This window comes from uncultured Mucilaginibacter sp. (assembly GCF_903913935.1).
Lineage (GTDB): Bacteria > Bacteroidota > Bacteroidia > Sphingobacteriales > Sphingobacteriaceae > Mucilaginibacter.
In genome coordinates, this window is the sequence record NZ_CAIWNH010000137.1 from 1 (window position 1) to 13,727 (window position 13,727).

The 13,727-nt window shown below is 40.9% G+C and carries 12 protein-coding genes; 7 read left to right on the plus strand and 5 right to left on the minus strand.

What is annotated here, in order from left to right:
- The 3 genes from QZY09_RS05215 to QZY09_RS05225 all read left to right on the plus strand — a co-directional run.
- The coding region (locus QZY09_RS05215; RefSeq protein ID WP_295669113.1) for a family 20 glycosylhydrolase at positions 1 to 1,400 on the plus strand (1,400 nt) is incomplete at its 5' end.
- A 12-nt stretch (positions 1,401 to 1,412) separates the two neighbouring features.
- On the plus strand, positions 1,413 to 2,630 hold the full coding sequence (gene nagA / locus QZY09_RS05220) for an N-acetylglucosamine-6-phosphate deacetylase (protein WP_295669144.1): 1,218 nt from the start codon (positions 1,413 to 1,415) through the stop codon (positions 2,628 to 2,630).
- The gene (locus tag QZY09_RS05225; protein WP_295669115.1) at positions 2,611 to 3,369 is read left to right on the plus strand and encodes a 6-phosphogluconolactonase; all 759 of its coding nucleotides are present in this window, start codon (positions 2,611 to 2,613) and stop codon (positions 3,367 to 3,369) included. Before nagA ends, QZY09_RS05225 begins: the two co-directional genes overlap by 20 nt.
- A 25-nt stretch (positions 3,370 to 3,394) precedes the next feature.
- Here QZY09_RS05225 and QZY09_RS05230 read toward each other — a convergent pair whose 3' ends face one another.
- On the minus strand, positions 3,395 to 4,060 hold the full coding sequence (locus tag QZY09_RS05230; RefSeq protein ID WP_295669118.1) for an FAD-binding oxidoreductase: 666 nt from the start codon (positions 4,058 to 4,060) through the stop codon (positions 3,395 to 3,397).
- 212 nt (positions 4,061 to 4,272) lie between these two features.
- Here QZY09_RS05230 and uxaC point away from each other — a divergent pair, with 212 nt between their 5' ends.
- The 4 genes from uxaC to QZY09_RS05250 are packed head-to-tail and all read left to right on the plus strand — an operon-like array spanning position 4,273 to position 8,703.
- Positions 4,273 to 5,685, plus strand: coding sequence for a glucuronate isomerase (gene uxaC, locus QZY09_RS05235; RefSeq protein WP_295669122.1), 1,413 nt, complete (start codon positions 4,273 to 4,275; stop codon positions 5,683 to 5,685).
- Positions 5,682 to 6,716: a sugar kinase gene (locus QZY09_RS05240; protein ID WP_295669125.1), complete on the plus strand. Its 1,035-nt coding sequence runs from the start codon at positions 5,682 to 5,684 to the stop codon at positions 6,714 to 6,716. Before uxaC ends, QZY09_RS05240 begins: the two co-directional genes overlap by 4 nt.
- 6 nt (positions 6,717 to 6,722) lie before the next feature.
- Positions 6,723 to 7,382, plus strand: a complete 660-nt coding sequence (locus QZY09_RS05245) for a bifunctional 4-hydroxy-2-oxoglutarate aldolase/2-dehydro-3-deoxy-phosphogluconate aldolase (protein WP_295669128.1) — start codon at positions 6,723 to 6,725, stop codon at positions 7,380 to 7,382.
- A 25-nt stretch (positions 7,383 to 7,407) separates the two neighbouring features.
- The gene (locus QZY09_RS05250) at positions 7,408 to 8,703 is read left to right on the plus strand and encodes an MFS transporter (protein ID WP_295669131.1); all 1,296 of its coding nucleotides are present in this window, start codon (positions 7,408 to 7,410) and stop codon (positions 8,701 to 8,703) included.
- Positions 8,704 to 9,036: 333 nt separating this feature from the next.
- Here QZY09_RS05250 and QZY09_RS05255 read toward each other — a convergent pair whose 3' ends face one another.
- The 4 genes from QZY09_RS05255 to QZY09_RS05270 all read right to left on the minus strand — a co-directional run bounded on the left by QZY09_RS05255 (position 9,037) and on the right by QZY09_RS05270 (position 13,659).
- Positions 9,037 to 9,561: a DinB family protein gene (locus QZY09_RS05255; protein ID WP_295669134.1), complete on the minus strand. Its 525-nt coding sequence runs from the start codon at positions 9,559 to 9,561 to the stop codon at positions 9,037 to 9,039.
- A 97-nt stretch (positions 9,562 to 9,658) separates the two neighbouring features.
- Positions 9,659 to 10,996 carry an MFS transporter gene (locus tag QZY09_RS05260; RefSeq protein ID WP_295669137.1) on the minus strand — a complete coding sequence of 446 codons (1,338 nt, stop codon included), beginning with the start codon at positions 10,994 to 10,996 and terminating at the stop codon, positions 9,659 to 9,661.
- 88 nt (positions 10,997 to 11,084) lie between these two features.
- Positions 11,085 to 11,855, minus strand: coding sequence for a tetratricopeptide repeat protein (locus QZY09_RS05265; RefSeq protein WP_295669139.1), 771 nt, complete (start codon positions 11,853 to 11,855; stop codon positions 11,085 to 11,087).
- Positions 11,845 to 13,659, minus strand: a complete 1,815-nt coding sequence (locus QZY09_RS05270) for a BatD family protein (protein ID WP_295669142.1) — start codon at positions 13,657 to 13,659, stop codon at positions 11,845 to 11,847. Before QZY09_RS05270 ends, QZY09_RS05265 begins: the two co-directional genes overlap by 11 nt.
- Positions 13,660 to 13,727: the final 68 nt, after the last annotated feature.

A 13,727-nucleotide genomic window follows, 5' to 3' on the forward strand; every position in this document is an offset into this window, starting at 1 on the left:
CTTTCGCTGTAAAGTTGCACGGATATGGCGTTAATACCCTTATTATGGAGTGGGAAGGTACTTATCCTTTTGAAAAACACCCGCTGATCCCAAACAGGTATGTCTATTCAAAACAGGAGATAACTTCATTTATAAAATATTGTAGTGATTTGGGTATAGATGTGATCCCTTTGCAGCAAAGTTTCGGACACATTGAATACATTTTAAGGAACGACAGGTATAAAGAGCTTCGTGAAGATCAAAAAGATTTCTCGCAGGTTTGTCCGCTGCAAACCCGGCAGGACAGCGCGTTATTTACTGATCTGTACACGGAACTTGCATCAACCCACAAGTCAAAATATATCCATATTGGTGGCGATGAAACCTATTTACTCGGCCACGACGAAAGATGCCGTTTGATGGTTGCCAAAGAGGGGAAATCAAAACTGTATATCAACTACATCCGGATGCTGTGCAATATAGTGATGAACCTCGGCAAAACTCCGGTACTTTGGGCCGATATCGCTTTAAAATATCCCGAAGCTATCAAATTACTGCCTAAGGGCACTGTATTTATCGATTGGAATTATGGCTGGGGCCTGAACAACTTCGGCGATCATAAAAAGTTAATGCAAAGCGGCTATGAAATTTGGGGCGCGCCTGCGCTAAGGTCGTCGCCGGATAATTATTTTTTAACCCAATGGGAAAAACATTTTAAAAACATCCGCGATTTTGTGCCTGAAGCAGCCAAATTAGGGTACAAAGGTATTGTGATGACTTCCTGGTCAACATCAGGCCAATACGCACAGGTTTTCGAATCAGAAAACGAATTGACGGAAGAATATGCGATCAGGCACGTTTATCCCCTAAGCGGGTTTAATATATTGCTAGCTGCCTACGCCGAAAGTATAAAATCGGTGAAACCGCTTGATATTGATGATTTTATAACCGCCTACTGTAAAGAACAATATGGTTTCAATGCGGAAGAGTCGGCAAGGTTTTGGAAAGCTTTAAAAGCCAGCCCTTTTGCAATTACTCACGGTGAGGTCGAATCCGGTTTACCCTTATCGGTAAAACAATTGCTTGATAGTGCCAAGGCGTCTTTGGAAACCCTATACGATCTTCAACCCGCAAAAAACAACGATGAATTTGAGCATTACAGGCTGATGGGCGGCATCAGGGTAAACTATCTTGAATTCCATTATATTTTGCAAGCTGTTAACTCACCGGAGTTTACCGCACTGCAAAAACCCGCAGTATTAGATCAATTGAAAAACCTGATGATAAATGAAACACTATTAGACCTTCATTTTTCGCAGCTCAACAAAAACTTCCTTTATCCGGCTGAGCTGTTGGAAGAGAACGAATTAAGAAGTATAAGACTTAAACTTTTGTACGACCGTTTATCAGGTAATAAGTAATTTTAATATACCATTGTGGACCAGCGTTTAAAAATATTTAACGGAAAGCTCATAACACCAACGGGCATTGTTGACAATGGCTGTATTTTGATGGCTGAGGGTATTATAACAGCCATTAGTGATCAGAATATTGATGCTCCGGATGCGCTGGAAATTGATGCTTGCGGAAAATATATTTCACCTGGTTTTATTGATATTCATATACATGGCGGCGGCGGGCACGATTTTATGGATAATACCGTCGGGGCTTTTCTGGCCATCGCCAATACACATGCCCGGTACGGAACAACCGCCATGTTGCCAACCACACTCACCAGCAGTAAAGAAGAATTACTGGAAACGCTGAGGATATACGAAATAGCTGATAAACAAAATGTAAATGGTTCGCAATTTATAGGGATGCACCTTGAGGGGCCATATTTTTCGGTTAAACAGTGCGGCGCGCAAGACCCAAGGTATATCCGCGATCCTGACCCTGAAGAATACACGGAAATTTTAAGTAACACCTCAGTTATCAAACGATGGAGCGCCGCCCCCGAATTGAACGGCGCAATTGAATTTGGGAAATATGTAACATCAAAGGGAGTTTTGGCGTCTATTGCACATACCGATGCCATTTATGAGGAAGTTTTGATCGCTGTTGAAAACGGCTATTCGCTGGCAACGCATCTTTATTCGGGTATGTCAGGCGTTACGCGGCGCAACGCGTTCAGGTTCGCCGGGGTGGTTGAAAGTGCGTTTATACTTGATGAAATGGACGTGGAGATTATAGCTGATGGTATACATTTACCGCCTCCCCTATTGAAACTGGTTTACAAAATAAAAGGCGCGGGCAAAACTGCACTGGTAACAGATGCCATGCGGGCCGCCGGAATGCCCGAAGGAGAAAGTATTTTGGGCAGTTTAAAAAATGGTTTAAAAGTAATTGTGGAAGATGGTGTAGCTAAACTCCCCGACCGGAGCGCCTTTGCCGGCAGCGTTGCAACAACCAATCGACTGGTGCACAACATGGTAACGATGGCCGGTGTACCTTTACCCGAGGCTGTTAAAATGGCTACAACAACTCCGGCGAAAATTATGAAAATTGAGAATAAAAAGGGGACATTAGCTGCCGGAATGGATGCGGATATTGTGATTTTTGATGACAGTGTAAATGTTGATATAACCATCGTAAAAGGAAGAGTTGTGTATAGAAAAACGTTAGTTGATCATGAAACTGCAGGTAGTTGATAACCTGATCATTAAGATCCATAAGACCAGGATGCTGCTTGGGGCGGAGGCTGCTTTGATGGTATGCGCAAAAATAAATCACCTGTTAACGCAACAGGAGTACGTAAATATAATTTTTGCAGCAGCACCCTCTCAAAATGAATTTTTAGATGCATTGGTTGAATCCGCCAATGTAGACTGGCGGCGCGTAAACGCTTTTCATATGGATGAATATATCGAATTACCCCAACAAGATACCCGTTCATTTGCTGCGTTCCTCAATAACAAAATCTTCAAACTCTTGCCGTTCCGCACGGTTAACTTTATTAACGGTAATGCTTCTGATATCGGAGCTGAATGCAAACGCTATACTAAACTTTTAGCCCAATTTCCGGCTGATATTGTTTGTTTGGGCATCGGCGAAAACGGTCACCTTGCTTTTAATGACCCGCATGTGGCTTATTTCAACGACCAATCTATGGTAAAAATTGTAAAGCTGGATGCAGCATGCCGTCAGCAACAGGTGAACGATGGCTGTTTTGCTGAACTTAGCAGCGTGCCCGCATACGCAATTACTTTAACTATCCCCGCGTTAATGGCGGGCAAATATATTTATTGCGTAGTACCAGGAAAAAACAAGGCTAATGCAGTTTATAACACCTTATATTGCGACATTATTGAAGAATATCCATCAACTATTTTGCGCAAACACCCAAATGCCGTGCTGTTCCTTGACAAAAGCAGCAGTTCGTTTATTTAATAATGAAGGTGGGGTCCATTGTCAACTATTGCTCCACAACTATCCTGTCTGCTGCAACACCCAGTTCCAATAAATTGCTTTTAATTTGTACTACAAATTGATCCGGACCACAGATATAGCAGTAATTTATTTTCGGGGTCAAGTATTGTTTAAGAGCAGCCCTATCAATGCGTTTGCCCTGCTTACCTGATAAAGGCTTTGCAATAAAATCAACGTGATTATTACCCAGCATCTCGTCGAGTTCATCTTTTATAATGATATCATCTTCCGTATGATTAGCAAAAAGTAAAATATTATCGTCAAGTTTACCATTCTTTTTCAGTTGGCGAAGGATAGATATAAAAGGTGTTATGCCTGCTCCGCCGGCAATAAAAAGGCCGGCTCCCTGGTAGTTTATGGCGCCAAATACTTCATGCAGTATCAACTCATCACCCTCGTTAATATTAAATAATTTTTCAGTAATGCCATTATGCCCCTTATAAATTTTAATGGTAAACTCAAGGTGGTCATCACTGTTAAGGCAAGTAAAAGTAAACGGCCGAAGTTCATTTTCGAGCCCGGGTTTATTAATAGATACATCTGTAGCCTGGCCTGGTGTAAAATTATATCCACCGGGTTTTTCCATTGTAAATCTTTTTACGTTGTGTGTTACAAATTCAGTTTTTAAGACTTTAACGATATGCTTTTCCATAACTTAATAATGTTTTGCATTTCAAACAACAACATTACTCCAAAAAGGTGTTAGGTAATAATGAATTATCAGCTTTATAGCCCTACACTCAATAATTTTGTAAATTAACTAATACGTTGTTATAATATATAACATATAAAGTATATTGCTTCCGAAAATTAAAAACTAATTAAACCGGCCAAATTTTGATTTACTGGTATAGAATTTTTTAAATGAAAGCTTTTTTAGACGAAGATTTTCTACTTGACACCAAAACGGCCCGGCGCTTATATCATGATTATGCTGCAGGGTTGCCCATTATCGACTACCACTGCCACCTGCCCCCCGACCAGATTGCCAGTGACATAAATTTTGAAAACCTTACACGTGTCTGGCTTTATGGCGATCATTACAAATGGCGGGCTATGCGCGCCAATGGCATAAACGAAGCTTACATTACGGGTGATAAAACTGACAGGGAAAAGTTTGAGGCATGGGCGGCAACAGTTCCCTATACGTTGCGTAATCCACTATATCACTGGACACATCTTGAATTACAGCGGTACTTTGATATCCACGACATATTGTCGCCGCAAACAGCCAAAAAAATATATGATGAATGCACTGAAAAATTACAGTCGCCTGAGTACAGCGTTAAAAACATCATCAAAAACCGGAATGTCGAAGTTATCTGCACTACAGATGACCCTGTTGATAGTTTGGCACACCATCAAAAAATAAAGAAAGAAGGCTACAGTGTAAAGGTTTTACCTGCATTCAGGCCGGATAAAGCCATGCAGGCCGATAATGTTGAAACACTTTCCCGTTATATTCATCAGCTTGAAACCATAATTGGTACTGATATCTGCGATTTTGATACTTATCTTGAGGCTTTAAAACAGCGTCACCATTACTTTGCGGCAAATGGTTGTTGCATATCCGATCATGGGCTTGAGCAGTTTTATTCAGCCAATTATACAGAACAGGAGATCAGAACAATTTTTCTTAAAATATTAGCCGAAAAAGAATTAGCCCATGACGAAGCTGTTAAATTCAAATCGGCAATGTTGTACCATTTTGCAGTTTGGGACCACGAAAAAGACTGGACCCAGCAATACCACCTGGGAGCTTTAAGAAATAATAATACCAGGGCATTAACGGAGATTGGCCCCGATACCGGCTTTGATTCTATCGGCGATTTTGCGCAGGGAAGATCCCTGTCAAAATTCCTAAACAGGATGCAGGCCGAAAACAAACTAACAAAAACTATCCTCTATAACCTTAATCCCGGCGACAACGAGTTATTTGCAACCATGGCCGGGAACTTTAACGACGGCTCAATCGCAGGGAAGATGCAGTTTGGCTCGGCCTGGTGGTTTTTGGATCAAAAGGATGGCATGATCAAACAATTGAATGCGCTCTCAAATATGGGCCTTTTAAGCCGCATGGTAGGCATGCTTACCGATTCACGCAGCTTTTTATCATTTCCCAGGCACGAATATTTCAGAAGGATATTGTGCAACCTCCTGGGAAATGATATCGAAAACGGCGAATTGCCCAATGACCTGGAATGGACAGGAAAGATCGTCCAGGATATAAGTTATTATAATGCAAAAAAATATTTCGGCTTTGATCAGGTAAAATGAGCGCACTGTTAAAACAAGAAAAAAAAGGTTCTATACTTTCATTTGGCGAACTACTCATCCGCCTTTGCCCGGATACCAGAGGGGAATGGCTAACCAACAACCAACTCCCCTTTTTTATTGGCGGCGCGGAACTGAATGTAGCCAACGCGCTTGCCTTATGGGCTGTACCTGTGAAATATTTTACAGCCTTACCGGCAAATGGCTTATCAGCACAAATAGTAACTTACCTGGATAAAAAAGGAATAGACACCGCTCCTATCCATTATGGGGATGGGCGTGTCGGCCTTTATTTTTTAACCACCGGGCAAGACCTTAAACACAATGCGTTAATTTATGATCGTGCAGGGTCCGCCTTTGCGAATTTAAAGACAGGCGTTATTGATTGGGATAAAGTTTTGCAGGGAGTTACCTGGTTTCACTTCAGTGCCATATGTCCGGCAATAGGGCAAAATGTAGCCAATGTCTGTAAAGAGGCGCTGGAAGCTGCTGAAAAAAAAGGGATAACCATTTCTGTTGATTTGAATTACCGGTCTAAATTATGGCAATATGGCAATTCGCCTACACAGGTAATGCCCGATCTCGTAAAACACTGTGATTTGATAATGGGTAATATTTGGGCGGCCGAAACAATGCTAGGTATCGAAGTAATACCGAACATCCATGAATCAGGGCAAAAAAGCACCTACTTAAAAGAATCATTAAGAACCTCCGAAGCTATTTTGCAACAATATCCAAAATGTAAGGCGGTAGCAAATACTTTTAGGTTCGATGCTACAAATGATATAAAATATTATTCAACTTTGTATATCGATAACCAATTGTATAATTCCGGCGAATACGAAACCGCGGCGGTGATGGATAAAGCTGGCAGCGGCGATTGTTTTATGGCCGGACTGATTTATGGCTTTTATAATCAACTTGACATGCCGGAAATACTTAATTACGCTACCGCTGCCGCATTTGAAAAGTTGTTTATAAAGGGAGATGCGACAACCCGTACTGTCGCCGAAATAAAAAAAGCAATTAAATAACCTGCCATGAAAATAAAAAAAGCGGTTCTGAACAGCATCCTCACACAAGGAATGCTGCCTTTATTTTTTTATGAAGACCCGGAAGTAAGCCTGCAAATCACCCGTTCTTTGTATAAAGCCGGCGTCAGGGTATTTGAATATACCAACAGGGGTAAACAGGCATTAGATAATTTTAAAGTATTACGAAAAGCCGTTGATAAAGAAATGGCTGATTTGTATTTAGGCATAGGGACGATAAAAAACGTATCCGAAGCAGAAACATTCATTGATGCCGGGGCTGATTTCATCGTATCGCCTATCGTAAACGGCGAAGTAGCCAAAGCTGCTCACAAACACAAATTATTGTGGATCCCGGGCTGTATGACCCCTACTGAGATTTATGCTGCACAGAAACACGGCGCCGAACTGATCAAAATATTCCCGGCAAACATACTGGGCCCGGCCTTTGTAAGTTCAATTAAGGAATTATTTCCAGGGCAGTTATTTATGCCTACCGGCGGCGTTGAACTCACTTCTGAAAACATTAATGCCTGGTTTCATTCCGGCGTAAGCGCGGTTGGTATGGGCAGCAAACTTATCAGCAGGGAGGTTTTAGATAACCGGCTATATGACAAGTTAGTTACTGATACCATTACGGCATTGGAGCTGATAAAAATGGCTATGTAATTTTACACAATCAAAAACCTGCATAATGAATCAAAACAAGGTGGGGAATTACAGATGGGGTATTGTGGCGCTACTATTTTTTGCAACAACCATCAACTACCTCGACCGGCAAATTATCGGCTTATTAAAACCCACTTTATCAGCCCAACTTCATTGGACGGAAACCGATTATAGCCATATCGTAATGGCATTTACTGCATCCTATGCGTTAGGTTTAGTGCTTTTTGGTAACATAATCGACAAGATTGGAACTAAACTCGGTTATACATTTTCATTGATAATTTGGAGCCTGGCAGCGATAGGACATGCTATTGCAAGGTCAACTTTTGGTTTTGGTGTGGCGCGGTCCGCTTTGGGCATTGGCGAGGGTGGCAATTTTCCGGCAGCTATTAAAACAGTTGCCGAATGGTTTCCAAAAAAGGAAAGGGCCCTTGCTACCGGTATTTTTAATTCGGGCGCTAATATCGGCGCAGTTGTTGCCCCTATTCTTGTTCCATGGATATTGGGCATTTATGGCTGGCAGATGGCCTTTATCATAACCGGCGCCATCGGATTTATCTGGTTGATTTTTTGGCTGATTTTTTACGAAGTACCATCGAAACATAAAAAATTAAGCGCAGATGAGTATGAATTTATACAAAGTGATCTGGATGAAGTTTATATCAATACCACCGAAGAAAACAAAGTTAAATGGATAGAATTGTTAGGTATCCGCCAAACATGGACCTTCGTGATCGGAAAATTACTGACTGACCCAATATGGTATTTCTTCCTTTTCTGGCTTCCCTCTTATTTTTCAAGCACTTTTCATATCGACCTCACCAAACCCAGCCTTCCTCTGGTAATTGTTTATACCGCAACAACCATTGGCAGCATCGGCGGTGGACAACTATCCTCATGGCTGATAAAAAAAGGCTGGCCGGTATTTAAAGCCCGCAAAACAGCGATGCTCCTTTTTGCATTATGCGTTGTGCCGATAATATCAGCCCGTTTCTGCACAAATATCTGGCAGGCGGTTGGCTTGATCGGCCTTGCTGCAGCGGCACACCAGGCCTGGAGCGCCAATATTTTCACAACTACATCCGATGTTTTCCCCAAAAGGGCAATAAGTTCAGTGGTTGGCATCGGTAGCATGGCCGGGGCTTTGGGAGGCTTTTTCTTCCCCCAGTTTATCGGTTATATTCTGGATGCCAGCAAAAAAGCCGGCCATATCGTAACCGGATACAATATTATCTTTTTAATATGCGGCAGCGCATACCTGCTTGCCTGGATGCTGATGCATTTGCTTTCACCCAAAATGAAAAAAGTTGATCTAAGCTAGTTGCATGTCATTCATAAATTGACGTTCAGGCTTTATCAGAAGAGCTTAAAAATACCGGAGGGTGTTATGTAAAATAGTGTAAACCCTGTTTTAATGTGTAAACACATAAATAACTCATTATTAGATATTTACAATATTAAAATCCTTAAATATGTAAATCCTTTGTAAACCCTTTTTGTGCTTTTTGCGTTCAATGAACTTGTAGATTGACGATTGCTGATTTATGGTTGACACGACATTAGTTCCGGCAGCATCATTATCTTAAATATAAAACTAAAAAAGCGATGGATTTGAAATCCATCGCTTTTTTAGAATACAGACAACCTTGAGTGTTTAAAACAACATCTCACCCGGAGGCGTTACGCCTTTCAGGCGCAGATAAATCACGCACTGCCCGCGGTGGTGGGTCTGGTGCTCAAATGCCTTACCGAAAATATTTGCTTTTGAAATAGTTTTCCCTTCGACGCTTCCCATCTCATCCAGTTGTGCGCCTGTCATCCCCTGCAGTGACGCGATCACAAAATCATAACTGTCCATTACAGCCTTTGTAGTCGCCTCTTTTGTTTGGGCAACTGTTTTTTCTGCAGACGCCTTCATTGGGCTGGTTACCCCGCTTGCCGACGACGCAAAATAATAATTGGCATCCGCCAGGTGAAGCATTTGCTGTGCAAAAGACCGGATCTCAGGGGTTGCCTTGAATCCGTAACCATCTTCTGGCATAGCATCAAGGTAGGCCCTGGTGTAGGCTTTGGCACGCTGCCACTCGGCTACCTGTTGTGTTTGCGTGAATTGCGCAAATACTGAACTGCTGACAAAAGTTAATGCCAGGAGTGCAAATAATAATTTTACTCGTTTCATAATTGTTTATTAATTGGTTAAAATAATCGGGATGAAAGATTTTCGGGGTAAATAAAATCCAACCAAAAGTAATAATACTTTCCAATCAAAACCAAATTTATGCCGTAACCAATGCCTGTTTCTTTGACTTGTTTTCAGCAACCAATAAAACGATCATTAACACCAAACCCACTGCAAAAAAGCCGTCTAACACAAGGGCAGAATTGCGCATTTTACCGCTTAGTGCCTCGACAAGCCCGAAAACAAACAGGCCCACTACAATCGACGATTTTTCAGTAACATCATAAAAACTAAAAAAGGAAGCAGTATCAGGTATATTTGGCGGCAGGTATTTGGAGTACGTAGAACGTGAAATTGATTGTACCCCGCCCATAACTGCCCCGACAACTACTGCTGCCGCAAAAAACTGAGGTGTATTTGAAACGAAGTAAACAAGCAGGCAAAGCACTGTCCAAATAGAAACTAAACCAACAAGCGTTTTCACATTACCATACTTGTCAGATAATTTGGCAGTAGCATATGCACCTATAACTCCAACTACTTGAATCACCAAAATAATGGGAATAAGAGTATCCTCTCCAATATTTAATTCTTTTGACGCAAATTGAGCGGCAACTAACATTATGGTTTGAACGCCAACTGAATAAAAGAAGAATGAAGAAAGAAAACGTTTTAACAAAGGCATCGTTCGCACTTTTCTAAATACCCTGGCAAGTTCTTTAAAACCACCGGTCAGTACGTTATAATTATGTTTGCCTGCATTAGGCTCTCCTTTTGGCAAAAGCCTAAAAGGTATGATCGAAAAACCCATCCACCATACAAATACCATTAGAAAAGAAATTCGAGATGGCAGGTCATCATTTATCAAACCAAACCACGTTGGTTTTTGAATCACTAGTAAGCATAACAACTGTAGTACCAAACTTCCGACATATCCATACATAAAACCTTTTGCACTAACATCGTCTTGCTTTTCGAGAGTTGCTATTTGTGGGAGATAAGAATTATAAAAAACAAATCCTCCACAATATCCTATACAAGCAAGTCCATAGAATATTAGGGGAAGTTCAAGTGGTGGAACACCATTGGCTACCGGTTTAAACCAAAATAAACCGGCACAAGAAAGAGCGCCCATCCATGTAAAAAATTGAAGATATCGTTTTTTATTCCCCTTATAGTCAGCAATAGATGTTAATATGGGCAGCATCAATACGATAAGCAAGTAGGCCGAGCCCAAAACGTAACTTTGCAGTACAGTATTTTTAAATTGATGACCGAAGAAGAAAACTTTGTCATAATGAGTTTTCTGGTTAGTGGTAAAATAAACATAATATATTGGGAATATTGTTGTAGTGATCACCATATTGTAGGATTGGTTGGCCCAATCAAACATGCACCATGCCCAGATGGTTTTTTTATCGTTTTTTGCTTTCATACTGGCTCTAAAAATATAGAAATTTTAGAGTTTACAAAAACAACAACCCATTATCTTAAAAATATATTAAATGCCTATGCCCGGCTGCCTATATTTCTTTTACGTCGGTCGTCTTTATCCAGCCTTCATTACCATTGGCCAGGCTCACCTTCATCCAGCCACTATTGGTATCCATGATATTTACTTTAGTTCCTTCATGAATTACAAACAAAGTTCGGGATTTATCAACCGGGCCACTTTTTACATTTACTGAATTGCTGAAAACAATGGCCTGTTTATGGTCGTCAAAATAGCTTAGTTGTCTGTTCGCCATAAAAATTGAAAGACCACCTAAAAAGAAAAGAGCGAGTGCACTGTAAAAAGAAGCTTTCTTTACAGAAACGGAATTAGTGAAAAAGTAAAGTACGAGAGACCCCGAGGCCGCTAAAACAAAAAGGATACTCCAAACGGATAAAACCTTTACCGAAAAACTTAATATAAATGCCCGCCACCACTTGCTTAAAAAAAACCCGGGTGCAACATCAATTTTATCCGTAGTTTTTAAATTGGCATACTTCAGATTGAATTTAATATCTTCATCACCAGGCGAAAGCTTATGGGCTTTTTCGTAGTAAAGCAAAGCTGAAGGTATATCGCCGGTTTTATATGCAGCATTTCCCATATTAAAAAACACTGCGGCTGATTGATGATTATCGTCAATTATTTGCTGGTAGGTAATTAACGCATCTTTATATTGAGATTTCGCATACAAATCATTCGCTCTTTTAAAATGCTTAGCCGCATCATCATTGCCAAAAGATAGCAACGGGAAAACAATTACCAGTAAATAAAACAAGCGCTTTAGCATACTATATTTCATTTTCAATATCATTAATAATGCTTTTTGCCTTTTCAAATACTTCCTTTTCAGAAATATGGGTAACCGGCGCATACCGTGCCATTTCGCAAAGATCAAGCGTATCCTGTAATTGATCAAGTAAACGGCTGCTTACTTTTTTCTCCTTCATTGCCGTGGCAATGGTTTCTTTATTAAGGTTGGCGTATTGAATATTCAGCTTGTCGCTTAAATAACCATACAAACCCTTAAACACATCTTCGTAAAATGCTTTTGCATTACCGGCCTGCAATTGATTTTGGGCATTAGCCAAATGTTTGGCAGCTATTTTACCGGCCTGCCTGCTTTTTACTTTAACAACGTCACTGTTGTTTTTGATAAGCCATTTACGATACAGATAGGCCGCAAAACATAAACATGGGCCCAGCAACAATAAAATATAGTATCCAAATGAGCCAAAAAACAAATCACCGCTGCTACTCAAACTGCTGTCATCCGTTTTGATATACCTGATGTCTTTATCCAGCATTTTTATATCCTGTTTATCCCCATCCGAAAAGGCAGTAACGTTACTTTGTGAATTGCCCTTATCAACCTTTATGCGGTACGCTTTAGTTGTTAACGTTACATACCTGTTGGTAGCCGGATTAAAATAAGAAAACTTAAGCGGGTCAATAGTATAATCGCCCTGGTGCCTCGGGATCAGCAGGTAATTATAATAGCGGTCGCCTGCAACTCCATTTTCATTTTCAGTGACCGAATCTGTTATTTTTGGATCGTACTTGTCAAAATCAGCCGGGAAATTGGTACTTAATGTTTTCAGCAACTTTATATTCCCCCGCCCCGAAATTTTAACCTTATAGTTAAGCGCATCGTTAGCTTTAAGCGTTGTTTTATCGGCCGAACTTTCTATTTGGAATTCCCCCACGGCGCCGGCAAAACTGTCAGGTTTCCCTGCTTGCGGTAATGGTTTCACATGAATGGTTACCGGTGCGCTTTTGGTAGTATAAGGAACTTGTTTATATGAGCCGAATAATTGGTCCATTATATCTTCTGATGGCGCCTGCACCCGCAATACAAACTTCATCCCCATAGGGTCAATCGTTAAATTGCCTTCCCTTTCCGGAAACAAAATGATTTGCTTCAGATCGGCTACATTGTAACGCTCTCCTTTATAAGTTTCCGTATGCCATTGTACCTGCTGTTGCGTGTGCTTGATATCTTCACTCCAAAAGCCATTCAATTCAGGGATCGCATCCGGTTGATTTTGTTCAATACCTACGCCACGTACATATAGCCGGTAACTCAGTGTGATTTGCTGCCCCAGGTATACACTGCTTTTATCAACAACGGCCTTAATAAATATTGACTTTGCAAGGTTGGAGGTTTTAGCCGAGGTAATGCTATTATCAGGGCCGCTTTGTGTTTGGGTCGAACTGTTTTGCGGCACGGACCTGCCTTTTATAACTTTTATCCTGATGGGATTTGTTGTATAACTATGTCCGTTAACAATAGTTGTGGCGGGGCCAATGGTAAAGTCACCTTCTTTTACAGCCATCAGCTCATAACTGTAAGACATACTCACGGACGAGTTGCCGTTAATAATTTCCATACTTTGCGATTCATTTGGGCCACCTGCAATCTGGAAACCAGGAAACTGTGGCGGGCTAAACCGCTCGGCATTCCCATTTACTGCAAAGGTAATCTCAACAATATCTCCCGTAGCCACCGGATTTTTATTTACCGATGCCGTAAATTTTATACCCTGCCCAAATAAAGTACCGGTACAAAAAAGGAGAAATGTTAATATGGAATACCTTAGTTTCATTTTTATATTAGTTGATTAAGTTGGGTTAAGCTGTTGAAAGGTTGTAATGTTGAAAAGTTGTAATGTTA

Excerpts from the sequence above, each read along its gene's own strand:
- QZY09_RS05225 (WP_295669115.1), top strand. The coding sequence starts at position 2,611 with ATGAAACTGCAGGTAGTTGATAACCTGATCATTAAGATCCATAAGACC.
- QZY09_RS05230 (WP_295669118.1), bottom strand. The coding sequence starts at position 4,060 with ATGGAAAAGCATATCGTTAAAGTCTTAAAAACTGAATTTGTAACACAC.
- uxaC (WP_295669122.1), top strand. The coding sequence starts at position 4,273 with ATGAAAGCTTTTTTAGACGAAGATTTTCTACTTGACACCAAAACGGCC.
- QZY09_RS05240 (WP_295669125.1), top strand. The coding sequence starts at position 5,682 with ATGAGCGCACTGTTAAAACAAGAAAAAAAAGGTTCTATACTTTCATTT.
- QZY09_RS05245 (WP_295669128.1), top strand. The coding sequence starts at position 6,723 with ATGAAAATAAAAAAAGCGGTTCTGAACAGCATCCTCACACAAGGAATG.
- QZY09_RS05250 (WP_295669131.1), top strand. The coding sequence starts at position 7,408 with ATGAATCAAAACAAGGTGGGGAATTACAGATGGGGTATTGTGGCGCTA.
- QZY09_RS05255 (WP_295669134.1), bottom strand. The coding sequence starts at position 9,561 with ATGAAACGAGTAAAATTATTATTTGCACTCCTGGCATTAACTTTTGTC.
- QZY09_RS05260 (WP_295669137.1), bottom strand. The coding sequence starts at position 10,996 with ATGAAAGCAAAAAACGATAAAAAAACCATCTGGGCATGGTGCATGTTT.
- QZY09_RS05265 (WP_295669139.1), bottom strand. The coding sequence starts at position 11,855 with ATGAAATATAGTATGCTAAAGCGCTTGTTTTATTTACTGGTAATTGTT.
- QZY09_RS05270 (WP_295669142.1), bottom strand. The coding sequence starts at position 13,659 with ATGAAACTAAGGTATTCCATATTAACATTTCTCCTTTTTTGTACCGGT.